Genomic DNA, 21,272 nt, shown 5'->3' on the forward strand with positions numbered 1-21,272 from the left:
CGGTGCCTGCTGCCCGGGAATGGTTACTCTTAAGGCATGGAACCAGCTGAGCAGAAATCCGTTTCGGGACAGCTCGATAATGTCCGGACAGCAATTGACGAAATCGATGAGGAAATTGTCGCGCTGATCTGGCGGCGGCAGCGGTTGGTCCGGCTCGCCGGGGGGCTTAAAGACAACGACGACGCCGTCCGCTCGCCCAAGCGCATGGAGGAAGTCATTGCCCATGTCCGCCACGCCGCCCAGGAGCAGGACGGCGACTGCAATGTGGTGGAACGCACGTACACGGCCATGATCGAGGCCTTCATCGACTACGAGCTGAAGGTCCGCCACGAGATGGAGACCCAGCGCAAGCTGGACGCCTTCAGCCGCAGCTAGCGGGAGCCCGGTTCCGGGCATGTCGAGCCGAGCCACACGCCGTCGGCGCCTCAACCGCGGGGTTGCCCGCATCGGGTAGGTTGTGCTGCATGACACGAACAGTCGGTGGCCTCTTCCCTATCCCCGATGGCGAACGGGTCCACGCCTGGCTGTCCCTGGAGTGGGGATCACGCAAGGAGACCCCGGTGCGGGTTGCCGAGCGCATCCTGCTGACGCTGCCCCTGATTCGGAAGAGATTCCCCGATCCGGACGCCCAATGGCAGATGTCGGCGCAGATCCTCCTGGTGTCCGGGCAGAAGTGGATCGACATCCCGAAGGACCCCGAGTCTCTGGGAGCGCTGATTCAAAGTCCCCGCCAGCGCGATGTTCCCTATTCCAAGGTGGATACCGGAACCCTCAAGGCAAAGTTCTCACTGACCGGCACCGGCGATCCGGAAAACGGACTGTTTTCGTTCGAAATTTCTGCCGGCCGCAGCGGTGTCTGGGGGAACCCGGCCAATGAGATCACCATGCTGCCGCCCGCGGAGTTCGTCATCGGTTTCCCTGAGGATGCCCGCCGCTGGTTCGGTGAGCTGGTCCATATCTGGCAGCCCGAGACTGCGTGCCTGACGACTCCGGAAACCATGACCCGCTGCACAGAGAGGGGAAAGCAGCTGGGTGTCGGACAGCGCTCCATATATGCCCCGTCCGTCGGCTATCTGAACTGGTTTTCGCGCACCGGGTACGGCAGGCTTCCCTTCCCCCTGGACGCGGCAACCCGGGAATGCCCGGACGGGACGCTGATCGCCGTAAGGGAATGGAACGCCGCTGCGGTGGCTGACCTGTACGCCGAGCTTGAGACCATGGGGATGCTGCATAAGATCCCTGATGTACAGCTTCTCGATGAGCCGGTCGGTGGATACGGGACCTGCAGGTCATCGGAATGAAGGAGAGCCATGGGGGAAACTAGTTCGACGCCGGAGGCGAACCGCTGGCGTCCCGTGGCGGCGGCGCTCGCAGACCGCCGGCGCCTGCACCTGTACGCCCGCGCCGTGCTGGCAGCCGACGACGGCGCACACCTGGACCCGGAGGATCTCACCTCCGCCGAGGCCAAGTCGCTGGCCGTGCTGCAGAACGCCGGCCTGGTCCGCGTCGGCGAGTGCGGGGTGGAACCCGTGGCGACCGCCTTCGCCGATCTGCTGGCCGCCGGGGTGCGGCCACCCGACACGTCGGCCCGCCGCTTCCTGGTCAACGGCAGGCTCGAGTCCTACCCGCGCAAACGCTCCGACCGGCTGGAGCTGCTGCACTTCCTGGCCGGGGAGGTCTTTGAACATGCCCGGCCGCCGGAGCCGGGGCTGCGGCCGGTGCTGTCGGAGAAGGAACTCACCACCCGGCTGGCGGCCTTCACCGCAGACCCCGCTGCCATCCGCCGCTATCTGGTGGATGAAGGCATCGTGGCCCGGGATGCGGCAGGCACCCAGTACTGGCTCACCCATCCCCGCCCGGCTGAAGGAATGGAATTTGCCTAGTTCCCCGGATACGGCCAACCTCACTGCAGTCGACGCGCGGGTTCTTCGCCCCGTGGAGGGGCTGGTGAACTTCCGCGACCTGGGCGGACGACGACGGCGCGACGGCACGCTTACGCCGCACGGGGTCTTCTTCCGCTCCGAAACGGTGGACCTGGTCCGCCCCCGCGGCTGGGACGCCCTGCATGCGCTGGGGGTGCGTACCGTCGTCGACCTCCGCCAGCCGCCCGAACGTGCGCGGGACACCACCGCCCGCCCGGACTGGCTCACCACGGTTCACGTGGACCTGGACGGCCTGGCCGAGAACCCGGAGTTTTGGGAAGGGTACTGGAACAACGGGCTGATGGGCACGCCGCTGTACTACCTGCCGCACCTCACGCGGCTGCCGGACCGGATGGGCGCCGTCCTGCAGGCGCTCGCCGATGCCCCGCCCGGCGGGGTGCTTTTCCACTGCATGGCGGGACGCGACCGCACCGGAATGACCGCAATGGTCCTGCTCGCGGCAGTGGACGCGGAGCCGGAGGAGATCCGGGAGGACTACTTCGAAACCGTCCGCAACGCGGACGCCTTCGCAGCAGCAACGGGACGGCCCAATCCGGAGGCAGAGAGCGAAAAACTGTGCGCCGGGCACGGAACCAGCATGGACGGTGCCTTCCGTGCGGCGGTGGACGGTTTTTCGCTGCAGCGGCTCTTTGACGACGCCGGGCTGCCGGAAGCAGTCCGCACCGGCATCCGCACCTGGCGGGGAGCAGTTACCGCCGGGCCTTAACGCTGCTCTGCTACTCCGACGTTCCCGCTTCGAGGATCGACACGATTGAGAAGAGCGTAAAGCAGACAGCTCCGAGCCCAACCAGCACGTGCGCGGGGACAAAGAACGCCGGGTCTGTGCCTGCGGCTTCAAAGAGGAACGCTGCGAAGAACAGACAGGTGAGCGCTGTTCCGATGGGCATCAGCGGGATGCGGTTGGCCAGGACAAACGTGCGACGCCAGACGAGGGCGAGCAACAGCACCTTCGACAGGATGCTGAAGCAGATCAGCCCGAGGCCGATCAGCACACATCCCGGGGCCAGCCGATAGGGTTCGTGTGAGCTGAACAGCACGAATAGTCCGAGCAGCACATTGATCGTGCCGGCGGCAGCGACAAGCCAGGGCCAGGCGGAACGTTCGCCGTCGCTGAATTCGTTGCGCACCTGGCGCACGATGCTCGCGACCAGGGCGATCAGCGCCGTGCAGATTGCCGACAGTCCGATCAGGACGTGGCCGGCAACGAATCCGGGAGTATCTCCGCGCACCAACAGGCCGATCGCAAGGGAGAAACCGACGACGGCGGACACCACCGGAACTGCGAGCAGCACGGCGCCGACGGCGCGGGAGTGAGCACCTTCCGGCGGGCCGCCCTGGGGCTCGAGTAACTGTGCTGACTGGATGAGCGTGAATTTTGTGGACGCGGCCGCGACGGTGCTGACGCACGCGGCGACGAAGCCGATGCCGATCACAACGAAGCCCGCCGTGAGGTTCTCCGCGGTGTTGTCCCGGTTGACCAGAACGATGCCCCAGAGGATGGCGGCGGCAGCAGCCACGTAGCCGGAGAGCGGCAGGATGATCGCCCAAACACGCCCATAGCGGTTGATGAGCTGCCTGATGATGGTGGCCGCCGTAGTGAACAGTGCATAACAGATTGCGGTCAGCCCGACGTTGACGTGTCCGGCGACAAACCGATTGGCATCGTCAGGCCCGGCCAGGATGTAGAGGCCAAAGGACAGACAGACAGCGCCCATGATTAGCGGTATGACGCGGAAAATGACACTTATCGTACGGTTCATGGCGTACCCCGAAGGTGAGCCCGTGCGGCTTCGACATCTTGGCCGGTCCGCGTTTAGTGCCAGTTTGCGCCTGTCCTGACCGCGGAACAACGCCGGGGCAGGGAGCCGCTCCCGGACTATGGAAGTTAGCGCCCTCCACAGCCACGACGCCGGCTGGCACCGGCGGCAGGGATGGCCGCCGCCGACCGTTGACTTGGCAGGACGGCGGGCGTCGAATGGAAGTTCCAACCGGACTGCCATCATCCGGCCGAAATTTCCAAGGAGGAGTGCATGGCCGACCGGTTTACGCCCCACGGAACCGCAGCCACCCATCCGATAGCAGGTATGGCCGGAGCCATGGGAGCGCCGGTCAACGCCGTCCCCCTGGTGGCCCATTCCCCGCAGGCGCGGTCAACGCCTCCGCCGGGCGGTGCCGGAGCGCAGGGCAGCGCCGAGGCGGGAGGCGGGCACTCGCGGCGCCGGATCGCCTTCGTATTCGCCGGGCTGATGCTGGCGGTGCTCGTTGCGGCCCTGGACCAGACCATCGTCGCCACCGCGCTGCCCACCATCGTGGGGGACCTGCAGGGCATGGACCACCTGTCCTGGGTGATCACCGCCTACCTGCTGACCTCCACGATCGGGCTGCCGATATACGGGAAACTCGGGGACCTGCTGGGGCGCAAGAACATCTTCATTTTCGCCATCGTGGTGTTCCTGGGCGGGTCCGCCCTGTCCGGGCAGGCGCACAGCATGGCCGAACTCATCACCTACCGGGCCATCCAGGGCGTAGGCGGCGGCGGGCTGATCATCGGTGCGCAGGCCATCATCGGCGACATTGTGCCCGCCCGCGAGCGCGGCAAGTACATGGGAATGATCGGGGCGGCGTTCGGCATCGCTTCCGTCAGCGGACCGCTGCTGGGCGGCTACCTTACCGATTACTGGTCCTGGCGGTGGGTGTTCTACATCAACCTGCCCATCGGTGCGGTGGCGCTCGCGGTCATCATCACCGCCCTGCACCTGCCGCGGTCCGAACGCAAGGGGATCCGGCTGGACTATGCCGGTGCCGCACTGCTTGCGGTCGGCAGCGCGGCCCTGGTGCTGCTGACCAGCTGGGGCGGCAACAACTACGCCTGGACCTCGCCCACGATCCTTACGCTGGGAGCGGTGGCCGCCGTCGCCGTTGCCATCTTCATTCCGGTGGAACTGCGCGCGTCCGAACCGATACTTCCGCTGCGCCTGTTCGGGATCCGCAACTTCCTGATCTGCACACTGGTGGGGCTGGCGGTGGGGCTGGCCATGTTCGGGTCCATTGCCTACCTGCCGACCTTCCTGCAGATCGTCAACGGAGCCAGTCCCACTATGTCCGGGCTGATGATGCTCCCGATGACCGCGGGGCTGCTCACCACCTCGATCGGGACGGGGCAGCTGATCTCCCGCACGGGCAAGTACAAGATCTATCCGATACTCGGGTCCCTCACCATGGTCGGCGGCCTGCTGCTGCTCTCACGCATCTCCAGCACGACGCCGTATTCCCTCACCGCGCTGGGCATGTTCGTGCTGGGACTGGGGATCGGGGCGCTGATGCAGAACGTGGTGCTGATTGTGCAGAACAGCGTCCCGGCCAAGGACATGGGTACCGGGGTTTCCACCGCCAACTACTTCCGGCAGATGGGCGGTTCCCTGGGGATTGCCCTTTTCGGTTCCCTGTTCATCCGCCGGCTGAACGACCAGCTGGCCTCGGCACCGCCCGGAGCCGGCGATGCGGCGTCGGGCGGTGCCAATTCGATCAGCCCGGACAAGATCCGGGCGCTGCCCGCACCGGCGCAGGACTTCATCAAATCCGCGTTCGGCGAGGCGCTGCCGCCGATCTTCCTGCTCGGGGTGCCGATCCTGGGGGCGGCCTTTGTCCTGACGCTGTTCCTGGTGCAGCAGCCGTTGTCCAGGACGGCGCGGGTGGACGTGGACGCAACGTAGGCCGCCAACCGAGAAGAGAAGAAACCCGCCATGTCCCACAGAGCAATAACGCCGCGCACCGCGGCGCCCGCGGCCCGCTCCGGGACCGGCCTGCCGAAGCACCGGGTGGCGGCTGCCCCGGGCGAGGAACCGAAGCGGAACCTCGTGCCGGTTTTCACGGGTCTGGTGCTCTCGGTGCTGCTGGCAGCCCTGGACCAAACCATCGTCGCTACGGCCCTGCCCACCATCGTGGGGGACCTGAACGGGTTGGAGCATCTGTCCTGGGTGGTCACCGCGTATATCCTGGCGGCAACCATCGGCCTGCCGATCTACGGCAAGCTCGGCGATCTGTTCGGCCGCAAGAGCATTTTCATTTTCGCTATCGTAGTGTTCCTCGCCGGCTCGGTCCTGTCCGGACTGGCGCAGAACATGGGCCAGCTGATCGGGTTCCGTGCGCTGCAGGGGGTAGGCGGCGGCGGGCTGATGATCGGGGCGCAGGCCATCCTCGGAGACCTGGTTTCCCCGCGGGAGCGCGGGAAGTACATGGGCCTGATCGGGGGCGGCCTTCGGGCTGGCGTCCGTGGGCGGTCCGCTGCTGGGCGGCTGGATCACTGATGCCTGGTCCTGGCGGTGGGTGTTCTACATCAACCTGCCCATCGGCGCGGTGGCGCTCGCCGTCGTCGTCTCTTCGCTGCATCTGCCCAAACCCCGCGGCAGGCGCCCGAAACTGGATTACGCAGGCGCCGGACTGCTTGCGCTCGCGAGCGCCGCCCTGGTGATGCTCACCACCTGGGCCGGCACCACCTACGCCTGGTCAAGTCCGCAGATTCTTGCCCTGGCCGTGGTGACGCTGGCGGCCGGCACGTCATTTGTCCTGGTGGAGAGGCGGGCAGCGGAACCCATCCTTCCGCTGGACCTGTTCCGCAGCCGGAATTTCCTGCTGCCGGTGCTGGTGGGCATCGCCGTGGGCATCGCGATGTTCTCCACCATCTCCTACCTGCCCACCTTCCTGCAGATGGTCAACCGGGCCACCGCCACGCAGTCGGGCCTGATGATGCTGCCCATGATGGGCGGGCTGCTGCTGACCTCCATCGGCACCGGGCAGCTGATTTCGCGCACCGGCCGGTACAAGATCTACCCGGTGCTGGGCTGTGCGGTGATCATCGCCGGGTTGGTGCTGCTCTCCCGGATCTCAGACACCACCGCATACAGTTTCACCGCTCTTGGCATGCTGGTGATGGGACTCGGGCTGGGAATGCTGATGCAGAACCTGGTGCTGATTGTGCAGAACAGCGTGCCGGGCAGGGATATGGGCGCGGCCATCTCCGCAGCGAATTATTTCCGCCAGATCGGCGCCTCGTTCGGGATCGCGCTGTTCGGGTCGATCTTCATCCACCGGTTGGGCAATGAGATTGCAGCGGCGCCGCCGGGGGCCGGGACTGCCCTCGGCGGGGACATCAATTCGCTGAGCCCGGCCATGCTCCGCGGACTCCCCGCACCGGCGCAGGACTTCATCGCTGCGGCCTTCGGGCAGGCCCTGCCTCCCATTTTCCTTCTCAGTGTGCCCATCGTGGCCGTTGCCCTGGTGCTGTGCCTGTTCATCCGGGAAACGCCGTTGTCCACCACGGCGCGGGTAAGCGGAGAAGCGGACCGCTAAGCGGGCTGTGTCAGCCGTCATAACTGAGAAAGGCGATCACCAGCAGGAGAAGTGCAGCCAGGATGCCTCCCTGCCAAATCAGGGAGGGGATGATGTAGAGGCGGGCTGCAAGCTTCTTGTTCCCCTTGGCGAGCGCCACGCTGAATCCCACCACTCCTCCGAGCAGTATGGCCAACCCGGAATAGATGAACAGGTCAAACACTGAGTCCCCCAAATCGGGGAAGTTCCAGGTAGCGAAGTTGACAAGAGGGCGGATGAGGATCGCCCAAACGATCGTCACGAGGACCATTCCAGTGATTGCCGCTGCGCTGAACCGTGTCGGCTTGGGGCCGGCTGCGGGAGGAAACGGGCCCTGATCCGCAGGCAGGACGTCCTGCGCATATGGATTAAAGTGCGGCGGTTCAGGCTCCTGCCCGAACGGATTCCACGGTTCCGGCTGCTGCCGTCCATTAGGTGGTGTGTTGCTGTCTGCCGTCATGTTAGGCCCCCATTCGATAAAACTGCCCGGACCCCGGCTTCTGCGCCGAATCCAGTTGTCTGGGAACAGTGTGCCCCATGTGGGCACCGACGCCGGCAGCGGCGCACCTGGCTTCCGCAGTGCCAGAGCGGGCATCGCCTTCTGATCCATCCCCGAGTGGTGCCGTTTGTCCCCGGCTGGTCGTACACTGGTGGCGGAGCGGTTCGAACATATGTTCGAATTAGTTGCTAACTGATAACCAGTGGTGAGAGACGTAGGCGGAGTGCCTGTCTACCGGGCGGGGAGGAAGCTGAATGGGTACCTTCAGCGAAGCAATCGAGGTGGTGTGCTCGCCCGCGGGCCAGCCTCTCCGGCTTATCTGGGGCGGGCGTACCTACAAGGTGGGGGCCGATCCTGTGCGCTGGTATGAACGCCGCAACTGGTGGGAAGAGGAAACCCGCGCCGAACGCGGGCACGGTGCCGGGCTGGTGGATACCGAAATCTGGCGGGTCCAGGCCCGGATCAATGACCGCTCCGACCTGCGCACCCTCGACCTCTCGCACCATGTCCGCAGCAACCGCTGGCGCCTGATCCGCATCCACGATGCCCTGAGGGACAGTGCCTAATGGAAGACAGTGCCTAAGCAATGAGCTTTACCCACCTGCACGCAGCCACTGCGTTCAGCGCCCACTACGGGGTGTCCTGGCCGGAGGAGATGGCGCAGGCCGCAGCGGCCGACGGTGCGGATGCGCTCGCCTGCACCGACCGGGACGGGCTCTATGGAACGGTCAAGCATCTGCGTGCGTGCATGGAGGCGGGCATCGATCCCATCGTGGGCGTGGACCTGGCCGTGCTGGATGGCAGCAACGCCGTCACGGGACGGGTGGTCATTCTCGCCCACGGGCATACCGGGGGAGCGGGCTACCGTGCCCTGTGCCGGCTGATCTCCGCCGCGCACGCCGCCACCTCCGCCTCCCGGGCACGCGCCGGCAAACCGGTAGGCGTCACCATGGAGCAGCTCGCAGGGTACGTCCGCGGCGCAGGAGCAGGGGAAGGTGTCTCCGATGTGGAGGCCGAACCGGTCCTGACCGTCCTCGTCGGCCCGCAGTCCGACGTCGGCCAGGCCATGCGCAGCCGCAGCTACGCCGTTGCCCGCACCCTGTTCGGCCGCTGGCGCTCGCTGATCCCTGCCCGGGCGCTCGCCGTCGAGGTGGTTACCCATCTGTCCGCCCCGGGGGAGAACCTCAGCCTTGCCCACGCCGTACGCATGTTCCGGCTGGCCGATGAGATGCGCGTGCCAGGCATCCTCACCAACGCCGTGCGCTACGTGGACGAGGATGGAGCCGCCACCGCTGACGTGCTCGACGCCGCGCGCTCGCTGACTTCCCTCTCCCACCTTCCGGACCGGCAGCCCAACGGGCAGGGCTGGCTCAAGGGGGCACGGGAGATGACTGCGCTGGCCCGCGAGATCAGCTCCGAGGCAGGCTACGGTTCCTCGGGAGCGGCACGGATGCTGGCCGACACTGCGGCGCTCACGGATAGCTGCCGGATAGACCCCGTGGCAGATATGGGATGGAAGCAGCCCGTGGTACCCGAGGCCTCGGTGATCGGCATCGAGGCCGAACCCATGATCGAACTGCGCCAGCGCTGCGAGGCGGGGATCACCCGCAGGCTGCGCGCCCGGGACTCGATTGCCGAGGTGGAACTGCGCAACCGGCTCGAACACGAGCTGGGCATCATCGAGCGGCTGGGCTTCGCCTCGTACTTCCTCACCGTTGCGGAAGTCTCCGCCATGATCACCGGAATGGGGGTACGCGCCGCAGCCCGGGGGTCGGGGGCCTCCTCACTGGTGAACTACCTGCTGGGCGTCAGCCACGTGAACCCGCTGGACCACGACCTGATCTTTGAACGCTTCCTCTCCCGGGACCGCTCCACGCTGCCGGACATCGACATAGACGTGGAAAGCGCCGAGCGGCACAACGTCTATCACCGCATCTTCGAACGCTTCGGCTCCGAACGGGTCACGCTGATGAGCATGCAGAACGGCTACCGGGCGCGCGGAGCGGTGCGCGACGCCGGACTGGCGCTGGGCATGCCCGAGGAGGAAATCGGCGCTGTGGCTAAACAGCTATGGCGTTTCTCGGCCCGCAACTTCCGCGAGGCGCTCGCGGAAAAGCCCGAACTGCGCGAATTCTCCGGCCAGGTGGAAAAGAACCAGCAGCTGGACCTGCTGGTGGACCTCACCGAACGCCTGGACCGGCTGCCCCGGCACATTTCCATGCATCCGTGCGGAGTGATCCTGGGGGACACCTCCCTGCTGGACCGAACCCCCGTGCAGCCCAGCGGCCTGGGCCTGCCCATGTCCCAGTTCGACAAGCACGACATGGACCCCATGGGCATGCTCAAACTCGACGTGCTGGGTGTCCGGATGCAGAGCGCCATGGCCTTTGCCGTCCGCGAAGTAGTGCGTGTGCACTCCTCCCGTGAAGAGGTCATTGCCGCCGGGAAGCATCGGGACGGGCCGGAGAAGCCGGACCCGGAGTTCGTTGAACCCGACGGACGGATCAACCTCGACGCCGTGCCGTTCGACGACGAACCCACCTACGAACTCATCCGCAGCACGCACACCCTGGGTTGCTTCCAGATCGAATCCCCGGGACAGCGCGAGCTGGTGGGCAAGCTGGCGCCGCGCGAGTTCAACGACCTGATCATCGACATTTCCCTGTTCCGGCCCGGGCCGATGAAATCCGACATGGTCCGGCCGTTCCTGGAACACCGGCACGGTTTCTCCCCGGAGGTCTATCCGCACGAGGCACTGCGCCCGGTGCTGGCCGAAACCCACGGCGTCACGGTTTTCCACGAGCAGGTGCTGCGGACGCTGAACGTCTTTACCGGCTGCGGGCTGGCGAAGGCGGATGAACTGCGCCGCCTGCTGGGCAACGAATCCGCTGAGCCCGGAGTAGAGGAATACTTCCGCAGCAAGTCCGCCGCCCGCGGCTACACGCAGGAGACCATCGACAAGGTCTGGGACACACTCAAGGCCTTCGGCAGCTTCGGCTTCTGCAAGGCCCACGGCGCGGCCTTCGCCGTGCCCACCTACCAGTCGGCATGGCTGAAGGCACACCACCCGGCGGCGTTCCTCGCAGGCATCTTCGAACACGATCCCGGAATGTACCCACGCCGGCTGCTCGTCGCCGAGGCCCGGCGGATGGGCATCCCCATCCTGCCCCTGGACATCAACCGCAGCGGCGAAACCTACCGGGTGGAACGGCTCGACGACGGCCGGCTGGGGATCCGGCTGTCCCTGGCCGGGATCTACGGGCTGTCCGCCGTCGAGCTAAAGCGCATTGCCGCCGGGCAGCCCTATGACTCCCTGGCGGACCTGAGGGCACGCGCGAAGGTCTCCCGGCCCACCCTGCGCCGGCTGGCGCAGCTCGGTGCCTTCGATTCGCTCAGCAAGCAGACCGGCTCCGAGGGCAGCCGTGCGGACCTGATCCAGTACCTCGACGCCGCGCCGGCAAAGTCCGCGTCCCGGAAGCACGATCCGATTCCCGGGCAGCTGGCCCTGCCGCTGGGGGATACCGAGCTGGCGAACCTGCACCGCCACCTGCCGGAGCCGGGGCTGCGGGAAAAGGTCCGCACCGAACTGGACCTATTGTCCGTGGACGTCAGTGCGCACCTGATGGAAAGCTACGGTCCGCTGCTGCGCGGGCTGGGCGTCACGCCCGCGGAAGCACTGTTGGACCTGCGCAACGGGACCGAGGTGCTGGTCGCCGGGATCCGGGTGGCCACGCAGACGCCTCCCATGCGCGGGGGACGCCGGGTGGTGTTCATCAGCCTCGACGACGGCACGGGCTGCATCGACTGCACGTTCTTCCACGAGGCGCAGGAGAAATCCGGTCCGCTGCTTTTCGGCACGGAACTGCTGCTGGTCCGCGGGCTGACCCGCCGCACCGGCCCGCGGGGCATCAGCCTCCAGGCGCTCGAAGCATGGAACCTGGCGGACACGGACTCGCTTCCGAAACCCGGCCGCCAGCGCGGCATGTTGGTGGGGTCCAAGCGCAGCGGATAACATCGGTACGGGCGGAAGTGCGGCCGTGTCCAGGCCGTGCAGCAGACGCCGTACAACGAAATCTAGGAGACAACCGTGTCAGTGCCAGAGAAGTTCACCCTCATCGTCGACGGCGAAGAGACCACGGTGGATACTGGCACCACTGGTGCTCAGCTCTTCTTCGAACGCCGCGACGTCGTCGTGATGCGCGTGCACTCCGTCCTCAAGGACCTGGATACGCCGCTGGAGCAGGGCGACATCGTGGAATCCGTCACCATTGAGTCCGAAGACGGACTGAATGTCCTGCGCCATTCCACCGCGCACGTCATGGCCCAGGCCGTGCAGCAGCTGCGTCCGGACGCCAAGCTGGGCATCGGCCCGTACATCAAGGACGGTTTCTACTTCGACTTCGACGTTGCCGAGCCGTTCACGCCGGAGGACCTGAAGACCCTCGAGAAGATGATGCAGAAGATCATCAACTCGAACCAGAAATTTGCCCGACGCGTGGTCAGCGAAGACGAAGCCCGCGAAGCCATGAAGAACGAGCCGTACAAGCTTGAACTGCTGGGCAAGAAGGACGGCGCCGAGGAAGCCGGCGAAGGTGCCAGCATCGAGGTCGGCGCCGGCGAGATCACCATTTACGACAACGTGGACCGCAAGTCCGGCGACGTCGTCTGGTGCGATCTGTGCCGCGGCCCGCACCTGCCCAACACCAAACTGATCTCCAACGCCTTCGCCCTGACCCGCTCCGCCGCCGCCTACTGGCTGGGCAACCAGAAGAACCAGCAGCTTCAGCGCATCTACGGCACCGCCTGGCCCACCAAGGACGCACTGAAGGCCTACCAGGAGCGCCTGGCCGAAGCCGAGCGCCGCGACCACCGCAAGCTGGGCACCGAACTGGATCTGTTCTCCTTCCCGGATGAGCTGGGTTCGGGCCTGCCGGTGTTCCATCCCAAGGGCGGCATCATCCGCAAGGCTATGGAGGACTACTCCCGGCAGCGCCACACCGAGGCCGGTTACGAGTTCGTTTACACCCCGCACATCACCAAGGGCCACCTGTACGAGGTTTCCGGCCACCTGGACTGGTACCGCGACGGGATGTTCCCTCCCATGCACGTGGATGAGGTTACCGATCCGGAGACCGGCGAGGTCACCAAGCCCGGCCAGGACTACTACCTGAAGCCGATGAACTGCCCCATGCACAACCTGATCTTCCGCTCCCGCGGACGGTCCTACCGCGAGCTGCCGCTGCGGCTGTTCGAATTCGGTTCCGTGTACCGCTACGAAAAGTCCGGCGTGATCCACGGCCTGACGCGCGTGCGGGGCATGACCCAGGACGACGCCCACATCTACTGCACCCGTGAGCAGATGAAGGACGAGCTGACCACCACGCTGAAGTTCGTGCTGGACCTGCTCAAGGATTACGGCCTGGATGACTTCTACCTGGAGCTGTCCACCAAGGACCCGGAGAAGTACGTCGGCTCCGACGATGTGTGGGAGGAAGCCACCCGCACCCTCGCCGAGGTTGCCGAAGCCTCCGGCCTGGACCTGGTCCCGGATCCGGGCGGAGCAGCCTTCTACGGCCCGAAGATCTCCGTCCAGGCCCGCGACGCCATCGGCCGCACCTGGCAGATGTCCACCATCCAGCTGGACTTCAACCTGCCCGAGCGCTTCGAGCTCGAGTACCAGGCCGCCGACGGCACCCGCCAGCGCCCCGTCATGATCCACCGCGCCCTGTTCGGTTCCGTGGAACGCTTCATGGCCGTGCTCACCGAGCATTACGCCGGCGCGTTCCCGGCCTGGCTGGCACCGGTGCAGGTGGTCGGCATCCCCGTGGCCGAAGCCTTCAACGACTACATGTTCGACGTCGTCGACAAGCTCAAGGCGCACGGCATCCGCGCCCAGGTGGACACCGGTACCGACCGCTTCCCGAAGAAGATCCGCACCGCGTCCAAGGACAAGATCCCGTTTGTCCTGATCGCCGGCGGCGACGACGCCGAGGCCGGCGCCGTCTCCTTCCGCTTCCGGGACGGCAGCCAGGACAACGGCGTACCCGTTGAAGAGGCCGTCAAGCGGATTGTCGAAGCCGTCCGTAACCGGGACAAGTAGGGCGGCGGGGACGCAATGGGAGAACAGCCTGACGACGCCGCGGTGACGGACACGTTCGAACTCGCCGGTGTCCCCGACGCATTCCAGCGGCTCTGGACCCCGCACCGGCTTGCCTACATCAAGGGCGGGCAGAAGCAGGTCTCCTCGAAGGAGACCTGCCCGTTCTGCGCCGCTCCGGAGCGGTCGGACGAGGAATCGTTGATTGTCCACCGCGGCCGGCACGCCTTCGTGATCCTGAACCTCTTCCCGTACAACGCCGGCCACCTGCTGGTCTGCCCGTACCGGCATGTGCCGGACTACACGGACATCGACCCGGAGGAGACGGCGGAGATCGCGGCTCTCACCCAGACCGCCATGCGCGTGCTGCGGAAGGTGTCCAGCCCCACCGGTTTCAACCTGGGCATGAACCAGGGGGAAACCGGCGGGGCCGGGATCGCCGCCCACCTGCACCAGCACATCGTTCCGCGGTGGGGCGGTGATGGAAACTTCCTGCCGATCATCGCGCAGACCAAGGCCATCACCCAGACCCTGGGCGACGTGCGCCGGCAAGTGGCCGATGCCTGGCCCGAAGAGGGCTCCGGCCCGGACAGCGAGGACTGACGCGTGCTCAACAAATACGCACGGGGATTCTTCACTGCCGTTTTCACCCCGCTGGCCACCTGGCTGCTCCGCCGCGGCGTAACCCCGGACATGGTCACCATTGCCGGCACGCTCGGTGTGATGATCGGCGGACTGGTCTTTTATCCGCTGGGTGAGCTGTTCTGGGGCACCATCTTCATCACCGTTTTCATCTTCTCCGACGTGGTGGACGGGATCATGGCCCGGCAGCAGCAGCGCAAGGGCAGCTGGGGCGGGTTCCTGGATTCCACCCTCGACCGCTTCGCCGACGGCGCCCTGTTTGCCGGCGTCGCCATCTGGTTCTTCACCGGCGGCGGCAACGACGCGATCGGCATCGCGGCCATCCTCTGCCTGGTAGTCGGCATGCTGGTTTCCTACATCCGGGCCAAGGCCGAGTCGCTGGGCTTCTCCGCCAACGTCGGCATTGCCGAGCGGGCCGAGCGGCTGGTCTCCCTGCTGGTCGCTACCGGGCTGGTGGGCCTGGGCGTCCCCGAGGTCCTGCTGCTGGTGGTCCTGATCCTGCTGACCCTGGCCAGCTGCGTGACCATCGGGCAGCGGATGCACACCGTGCGGAAGCAGGCGCGGATGGCCAACCCTGCCTAGGCAGGCTTATTAGGCGCAACAGAAGGCGGGAACCGGTTATCCGGTTCCCGCCTTCTGTTTATGGTCCCTGCGGCTGCGGCTGCGGCTGCGGGAGCGGGGGCCTAGGCCAGACCGCGCCGGTCCAGCAGCGGCTGGATCTGCGCATCGCGTCCACGGAAGTTCCGGAACGCCTGCAGCGGGTCGATGCTGTTGCCGCGGGACAGCAGTTCCGTCCGGAAACGCTCCCCGTTCTCCCGGGTCAGGCCGCCGTTTTCCCGGAACCACTCGACCGTGTCGGCGTCGAGCACTTCGCTCCAGATATACGCGTAGTACGAGGCCGCGTAGCCGCCGGCAAAGATGTGCTTGAAGTATCCGGTGCGGTATCGCGGGGGAACCAGGTCCAGGTCGACGCCGGCCGCCGCCAGGGCCGCGGCCTCGAAGGCTTCCGGATCCTGCACCGTTTCGCCTGGTGCGAGTTCGTGCCAGGCCAGATCCAGCAGGGCGGCACCCAGGTACTCGGTGGTGGAGAACCCTTCGCCCCAGACGGCCGCCGCATTCACCTTGTCGATTTCCTCCTGCGGCAGCGGCTCCCCGGTGACGTGGTGCTTGGCGAAGTTGCTGACCACCTCCGGCCACAGCATCCACATCTCGTTGACCTGTGACGGGTATTCAACGAAGTCGCGCGGTACGGCGGTGCCGGAGAACTGGGGATACGTGACGTCGGAGAACAATCCGTGCAGCGCATGGCCGAACTCGTGGAATGCCGTAACCACTTCGCCGAAGGTGAGCAGCGTCGGCTCACCGGCCGCGGGCTTGGAAATGTTCAGGTTGTTAATGACCACGGGCGGGGCTTCCAGCAGCCGGGACTGGTGGACCAGGGAATTCATCCAGGCGCCGCCGTTCTTGGTGTCCCGGGTGTAATAGTCGCCCAGGAACAGTCCCAACCCGGTGCCGTCGTCGTCCTTCACTTCCCAGACGCGGACATCCGGGTGATAGCCAGTGAGGTCCGTCCGTTCGGTGAAGGTCAGTCCGTAGAGCCGGTTCGCGGCGTAGAAGACGCCGTCAGTGAGGACGCGTTCCAGTTCGAAGTACGGGCGCAGGGCGGAGGAGTCGACGTTGAACTTCTCCCGGCGGACCTGTTCGGAGTAGTACGCCCAGTCCCAGGCGGCCAGCTCGTGTCCGTCCCGCCGGGCCGCTTCGCGCAGCTCTTCAGCCTCGGCCTTGGCGTTGCGGACGGCTGCAGGGGCGAGCTTGTCCAGCATGGCGTGGATCGCGTCTAGGGACGGTGCGGTCTGGTCATCGGTGCCGTACTCGGCATGGTTGGCGAACCCGAGCAGTGCGGCCTTTTCCGCCCGAAGCGCGGCCATTTCCGCCGCGATTGCAAGCGTGTTCCCGTCATTGTTCCGGAAACCGCGGTTTCGGGCTGCCTCATGCAGCCGACGGCGGCTCTCACGGTTGGTCAGCGACGCCAGGGCCGGCTGCGGGGTGGGCAGCACGAGGGACAGCAGGAACTTACCGTCGTGTCCCGCTTCCGCCGCAGCGGTCGCTGCTGCGGCGATGTCGTCGTCGGGCAGGCCGTCCAGTTCGGCGGCGTCGTCCACCACCAGGGCCGAATCGTTGGTGTCCTTCAGCAGGCGCTGGGAAAAGTCCGTGCCCAGTTCCGAAAGCCGGGCGTTCAGCTCCCGCATGCGGGCCTGCCCGGCGTCATCGAGCTGCGCTCCGGCGCGGATAAAGCGGCGGCGGTACTCGGACACGAGGCGTGCCTGTTCATCGTCCAAGCCGGCGAGGTTCTCCGCGACGGCTTCGACCCGGGCAAAGAGCTGCCGGTTGAGGTAAATCGTGTCCTCGTGCGCGGCGAGCCGCGGGCCGATCTGCTGCTGGATCCGCTGCACGCCGTCCGTGGCGTGAGCGGCACAGAGGGTGAAGAAGACGACGGCGGTGCGCCCCAGCTCCTGGCCCGATAATTCCAGGGCTTCGATCGTGTTTTCGAAGTCCGGTGCCTGCGGGTTCGCGGCAATACGGTCAATCTCGGCGGCATGCCCGGAAATTCCGGAGTCAAAGGCGGGCAGGAAAACGTCTTCGTTGATCTGCTCGAACGGGGGCAGCTGGTACGGCAGGCTACTCGGGTAAAGGAAAGGGTTGTCCATAAGGCCCAAGACTGGCACAGCGGGGCATCCCGCTCCAACCTGGCACTGCAGTAGGACCGGTCCGATTCCCCGCTGCCGCAGCCCGCGGACCTGGGGAGATGCGTGGGGAAGTTCATGAAACGCAACTTGGGTATTCGTCCTGCGGCGGTGCTGGTGACGCAGGACGGCGGGGGAGGGTAGGCGTGTGGCGTGCGGACGGGTTAAACCGCTTCGGTGAGAAAGATCCACTCCGGTGAATCCCGTCGCACCGGGCTTCGGTCCCAGTGGCCCCAGCACTGGTCGACCGTAAGTCCTGCGGCTTCCAAACCGGCGGTAACCGTGTCCCAGGAAGGGAAGCGGAGGGTCTCGATCGTCGTCCGCGTTCCGGAACCGTCGGTCCAGGTATCGGTGTGCGTGACCAGGTCGTCTTGCCGCCGGACGGTCTGGGTGACTGTTCCCCGGCTGGTGCTGTGCGTGCCCTCCCACCGGCGCCAGGCTTCAACATCCGGGTTGCGTACTTCGAACGCGAGCCTGCCTCCGGGCCTGAGCGCTCGTCCGGCATGGGTGAGCACCTGCACCCATGCGGTGTCATCAAGGAAGTACTGCGCGACATGTCCGGTCATCAACACCAGATCTGCCCAGGCTTCCGGCAGGTTTTCCGCGGTTCCTCGAATCCAGGTGACGGCGTCGGCATGCGGCTGGGCGGCCGCGAGCGAAAGCATGGTTTGTTCAGGCTCGACTCCGGTGACCTCATACCCCTGCCCGGCCAGCAGGCTGCACAGCAGGCCGGTTCCCGCTCCGAGGTCCGCAACGCGCCGGGCTCCCGTCTCGGCGGCCAGTGCCAGGTAGAACTGCAGGTCCTGCCGGGCTTTGCTGTCCGCATCATATGCGGCCGCAAGTTCAGGGACGGCATAGTAGTTAGCGGGCTTCGATGTGCTCATGCGGTTCGTTTCAGTCGGGGGCTTTTCACTAGGGGAGCAGGGCAGCTTCGGTCTGGGTACGCGCCTGAACGGTAGCACGCGTCCCGGACCCCGGTTCGGGGCCGGCGGCGGCGACAGGCGGGCCCGGGACTCGCCGGCGGCGGGCCGCCCGGCCGACGTCGGCGGATCCAGACCAGCCTCCGCGCCGACGAGGGCACGCCTCCAACTAGCACCGCGAACCGGCAGAGCGCGGCAGGATCCTGACCGACCCTTTCACGTGTTTTCCCAAGTCAGGGCGGGGGTACCCAAGGGTGCGGGTAGTTTTCCACAAGGACGAAAACTCCTATTGCAGCGTTGATCGGAAGTCCATAGCATCGAACACATGTTCGAATCAAATCGGGACTATCCACCATCTGTTCATGGTGCTGAGCCCTGCTTCGGTACACCCGCTGGGCAGCACTGTGGCAGTAACGGTCCGGCGTCCGCGCCACCCAGCCGTGAGCGCCCTGGTCCGGCAACCCTCAGCGAGGCGTATTGCGGCAACGAACCGTCATCCCCGCAGGTCGCCACGTGGATCACCGAGCTGTCTTCCGGGCGGGTCCTGGAGGAAATCGCCTCCGATACAGATGCCTGTCTGATAAGCCGGCTGCGCGTACTCGAAGAGCTCAAGGCCGCTGCTGCAGCAGCCCAGGTCCGGGTCGCCGCCGCTTTCGATGCTTCCGTCCGTGCGGCGCATGCCCGCTCCGGGGTTCCCCTGGAGCAGCAGGGGAGAGGAGTAGCTGCTCAAATTGCCCTCGCCCGGCGCGAATCGCCTGCCCGCGGCGGGCGGATTCTTGGCTTCTCCAAAGCACTTGCGCATGAAATGCCGTGCACGCTCCGGGCGCTGTCCGAGGGCAGACTCAACGAATGGCGGGCCACGCTGCTGGTCCGCGAGACGGCGTGCCTTTCAGTATCCGACCGTCGTTTGGTGGACCGCGAGGTAGCTGGAGACCCCGCAGGGCTGGAGGGTTTGGGCGACGGACGCCTGATCGGCCGGATCCGGAAACTGACTTACCGGATCGATCAGGAAGCGCTGGTCCGCCGGGCAGCCAAGGCGCAGGCGGACCGCTATGTTTCCTGCCGACCCGCACCGGACACCATGACCTACCTGACCGGCCTGCTGCCGGTGGCACAGGGAGTCGCAGTCTTTGCAGCCCTCAGCCGTGAAGCAGATTCCCTCCGGGCACGGGGCGATTCACGCGGACGCGGCCAGATCATGGCGGACACGATGGTGGAAAGAATCACAGGGCTTACCCAGGCGGACCGGGTGCCGTTGGAGGTCCAGCTTGTTATGACCGACCGTACGCTGCTGGCGGGTTCGAACGAACCGGCCTATCTCAGCGGATACGGCGCGGTGCCGGCCACGTGGGCGCGGGACGCGGTGCGGAAAGCTGCAACTGGCAGGGCTGGTGGTGGCCTGGCCGCAAGCGGCAGCGCCTCGACACCCAAAGCCGGACGTAAGGACCCCGCGAGCCGACACGAAGAATCAGCGTCACCGGATCTCTGGCTCCGCCGCCTCTATACGGCGCCGACCTCCGGAGAGCTGATCGCCATGGATTCCAAGGCGCGGTACGTCCCCGATTCCCTGGCCAGGTTCATCTCCGCGAGGGATCAAACCTGCCGGACACCGTGGTGCAACGCCCCAATACGGCACCGCGACCATATCCGTCCGCACCGCATCGGCGGGAGTACAAACGCCGAAAACCTGCAGGGCCTGTGCGAAGCCTGCAACCAGGCCAAGGAAGCACCAGGCTGGAGGGCAAGGAGTGTTGGAAGTTCGGGCCGGCACACGGTCGAAATCACCACGCCGACTGGATACTCCTATCAATCCACGGCGCCGCCGCTGCCGGACGATTGATCATTTGAGCCGCACGCTAAACGGCAGGTGCGTGCAGCGCTTTGATTGCACCGTCGATTATGGATGTCCCCGTAGCCGATCCCTGACCGGGACGCCGAGCTGGCGGGTGGTTCCGATCCGGGCCCAGTATTGAGCACCTATCGCTGTCGGTATCGCGCTGCGAGGGCATCTCCCGTGAGGGCACGGAACATCTCGGTCATATGGACAGCGACACCCGCATATTGCGCGATTCGGTCGGCGCCGGCGCCGAGTGCGGCTCGAACTGGCTCCAGCGCAGGCGTAGTGGGGTCAGCGGCGGCAGCACGCAACAGCTCCAGACGCTGCGGGCCGGAGGTATAACCGAGTTCAAATAACGTCCAGTGGAACAGGTGCATCAGGGCGGTATCGCGGTCAAAGCCGTCATGCGTGAGCATGGATGCTTCTTCCTCCGCAGTGAGGTCGAAGTCGCGGTGGAGCGCCAGGCCGAAGTCGGTGAAGAGCAGTCTGCCGTCCCGGATGAGGATGTTCCCGGGGTGCACGTCAAAGTGCTGGAATCCCTGGCTGTTCATCCACGCTGTGGTTTTCAGGAGCTGGTCGACAACTTCAGGAAAGACGGTCGCCCCAGTGCCCTCGACCAGGCTTCTGCGCACCCAGGCGCCCAGAGTCTCGGGCACGTACTCAAGGAAGAACACCATGCTTTTGGACGCGTTCTTCATCGCGGTGAGCTTGCTCTGGACCGAAGGCCAATGTGGCCCCCACTGGCGGGGAGACGCATCGCCGTCGAACTCGCTAAGGTCTGCCTCGCATTTCAGATCAATGACTCGCCAGCCGAGCAGGAGCGGGAAGAAGTCCGCCACTCCCGTTTGAACCCACTCGGTCGTCGCCTGATGTGCTGCCAGCTCCCGCCCGACCGCGTGGGTAGGGCTTCCTATGCCGTAGTGGGAAACGAAGGGAAGCCGGAGCAGACTTGCAGTGGCGGTGGGATCCGCTTCTTCGATGCTTGTCAGCGGGAGCTGTTTCACGAAGACAGTGGATTCACCGATGCGCACTGTCTTGGTTGTTCCCCCGATACCGATGCCTACTTGATCAGCATCATGGATAAGCATCCGCACGCTGGCATCGTCCAGCCCGTCGAGTATAGAAGAGATCGCTTGGGCTTCATCTATACGGACCGTCATCAGTACACCCTAAGGCCCGGTGCCGGCTCCGCGCGGCGGATCAAATGCTCTTGCCGGACCATC

18 protein-coding genes are annotated in these 21,272 nt (G+C 65.9%); 13 read left to right on the plus strand and 5 right to left on the minus strand.

The window, feature by feature from the left end; all coding sequences use genetic code 11:
* The first annotated feature begins 36 nt into the window (after window positions 1-36).
* From NNX35_RS07775 to NNX35_RS07790, 4 genes are all read left to right on the plus strand, one after another.
* A complete protein-coding gene (locus NNX35_RS07775) occupies window positions 37-375 on the plus strand; it encodes a chorismate mutase (RefSeq protein WP_227921230.1) in 339 nt (112 codons plus the stop codon).
* A gap of 89 nt (window positions 376-464) precedes the next feature.
* Window positions 465-1,301, plus strand: coding sequence for a hypothetical protein (locus tag NNX35_RS07780; protein ID WP_255867429.1), 837 nt, complete (start codon window positions 465-467; stop codon window positions 1,299-1,301).
* 9 nt (window positions 1,302-1,310) lie between these two features.
* Window positions 1,311-1,883, plus strand: coding sequence for a DUF2087 domain-containing protein (locus NNX35_RS07785; RefSeq protein WP_255867430.1), 573 nt, complete (start codon window positions 1,311-1,313; stop codon window positions 1,881-1,883).
* Window positions 1,876-2,649 carry a tyrosine-protein phosphatase gene (locus tag NNX35_RS07790; RefSeq protein ID WP_255867431.1) on the plus strand — a complete coding sequence of 258 codons (774 nt, stop codon included), beginning with the start codon at window positions 1,876-1,878 and terminating at the stop codon, window positions 2,647-2,649. The genes NNX35_RS07785 and NNX35_RS07790 overlap by 8 nt, the downstream gene beginning before the upstream one ends.
* 10 nt (window positions 2,650-2,659) lie before the next feature.
* Here NNX35_RS07790 and NNX35_RS07795 read toward each other — a convergent pair whose 3' ends face one another.
* The gene (locus NNX35_RS07795; protein ID WP_370646993.1) at window positions 2,660-4,078 is read right to left on the minus strand and encodes a DUF2776 family protein; all 1,419 of its coding nucleotides are present in this window, start codon (window positions 4,076-4,078) and stop codon (window positions 2,660-2,662) included.
* Between NNX35_RS07795 and NNX35_RS07800 the strand changes: the two genes are divergently transcribed.
* From NNX35_RS07800 to NNX35_RS07810, 3 genes are read left to right on the plus strand one after another with little or no spacing between them, the layout of a single operon-like run.
* Window positions 3,974-5,656, plus strand: coding sequence for an MDR family MFS transporter (locus tag NNX35_RS07800; RefSeq protein ID WP_255862918.1), 1,683 nt, complete (start codon window positions 3,974-3,976; stop codon window positions 5,654-5,656). The two genes, NNX35_RS07795 and NNX35_RS07800, sit on opposite strands and share 105 nt — an antisense overlap.
* A gap of 30 nt (window positions 5,657-5,686) precedes the next feature.
* Window positions 5,687-6,250 (plus strand): MFS transporter, encoded by a 564-nt coding sequence (locus NNX35_RS07805; protein WP_255867433.1) that lies wholly within the window; start codon window positions 5,687-5,689, stop codon window positions 6,248-6,250.
* Complete coding sequence (locus NNX35_RS07810) at window positions 6,216-7,292, plus strand: MFS transporter (protein ID WP_255867434.1); 1,077 nt, start codon at window positions 6,216-6,218, stop codon at window positions 7,290-7,292. Before NNX35_RS07805 ends, NNX35_RS07810 begins: the two co-directional genes overlap by 35 nt.
* A gap of 10 nt (window positions 7,293-7,302) precedes the next feature.
* On the opposite strand, the gene NNX35_RS07815 is transcribed toward NNX35_RS07810, so the two are convergent.
* Entirely contained in the window at window positions 7,303-7,572 is a 270-nt protein-coding gene (locus NNX35_RS07815; RefSeq protein WP_255862920.1) for a hypothetical protein, read from the minus strand.
* A 491-nt stretch (window positions 7,573-8,063) separates the two neighbouring features.
* On the opposite strand from NNX35_RS07815, the gene NNX35_RS07820 reads away from it, so the two are divergent.
* The 5 genes from NNX35_RS07820 (at window position 8,064) to pgsA (ending at window position 15,130) form a co-directional block, all read left to right on the plus strand.
* Window positions 8,064-8,375 carry a DUF6504 family protein gene (locus tag NNX35_RS07820; protein ID WP_255766361.1) on the plus strand — a complete coding sequence of 104 codons (312 nt, stop codon included), beginning with the start codon at window positions 8,064-8,066 and terminating at the stop codon, window positions 8,373-8,375.
* Window positions 8,376-8,395: 20 nt separating this feature from the next.
* Entirely contained in the window at window positions 8,396-11,821 is a 3,426-nt protein-coding gene (locus NNX35_RS07825) for a DNA polymerase III subunit alpha (protein ID WP_255867435.1), read from the plus strand.
* Between the two features lie 75 nt (window positions 11,822-11,896).
* A complete protein-coding gene (gene thrS, locus NNX35_RS07830) occupies window positions 11,897-13,909 on the plus strand; it encodes a threonine--tRNA ligase (protein ID WP_255766358.1) in 2,013 nt (670 codons plus the stop codon).
* A gap of 15 nt (window positions 13,910-13,924) precedes the next feature.
* Complete coding sequence (locus NNX35_RS07835) at window positions 13,925-14,509, plus strand: HIT domain-containing protein (RefSeq protein ID WP_227921255.1); 585 nt, start codon at window positions 13,925-13,927, stop codon at window positions 14,507-14,509.
* Window positions 14,510-14,512: 3 nt separating this feature from the next.
* Window positions 14,513-15,130: a phosphatidylinositol phosphate synthase gene (gene pgsA, locus NNX35_RS07840; RefSeq protein WP_255766356.1), complete on the plus strand. Its 618-nt coding sequence runs from the start codon at window positions 14,513-14,515 to the stop codon at window positions 15,128-15,130.
* A 101-nt stretch (window positions 15,131-15,231) separates the two neighbouring features.
* Here the strand turns inward: pgsA and NNX35_RS07845 are convergent, their stop codons facing one another.
* Complete coding sequence (locus tag NNX35_RS07845) at window positions 15,232-17,256, minus strand: M3 family metallopeptidase (protein WP_255867436.1); 2,025 nt, start codon at window positions 17,254-17,256, stop codon at window positions 15,232-15,234.
* A 200-nt stretch (window positions 17,257-17,456) separates the two neighbouring features.
* The gene (locus NNX35_RS07850) at window positions 17,457-18,176 is read right to left on the minus strand and encodes a class I SAM-dependent methyltransferase (protein ID WP_255867437.1); all 720 of its coding nucleotides are present in this window, start codon (window positions 18,174-18,176) and stop codon (window positions 17,457-17,459) included.
* Window positions 18,177-18,537: 361 nt separating this feature from the next.
* Here NNX35_RS07850 and NNX35_RS07855 point away from each other — a divergent pair, with 361 nt between their 5' ends.
* On the plus strand, window positions 18,538-20,052 hold the full coding sequence (locus NNX35_RS07855) for an HNH endonuclease signature motif containing protein (RefSeq protein WP_255867438.1): 1,515 nt from the start codon (window positions 18,538-18,540) through the stop codon (window positions 20,050-20,052).
* Between the two features lie 137 nt (window positions 20,053-20,189).
* Here NNX35_RS07855 and NNX35_RS07860 read toward each other — a convergent pair whose 3' ends face one another.
* Window positions 20,190-21,209, minus strand: a complete 1,020-nt coding sequence (locus NNX35_RS07860) for a hypothetical protein (protein WP_255867439.1) — start codon at window positions 21,207-21,209, stop codon at window positions 20,190-20,192.
* Window positions 21,210-21,272 lie beyond the last annotated feature (63 nt).

Origin of the sequence: Arthrobacter sp. zg-Y844 (assembly GCF_024385465.1) — a bacterium.
In the GTDB taxonomy this organism is placed as follows: Bacteria; Actinomycetota; Actinomycetes; order Actinomycetales; family Micrococcaceae; genus Arthrobacter_B.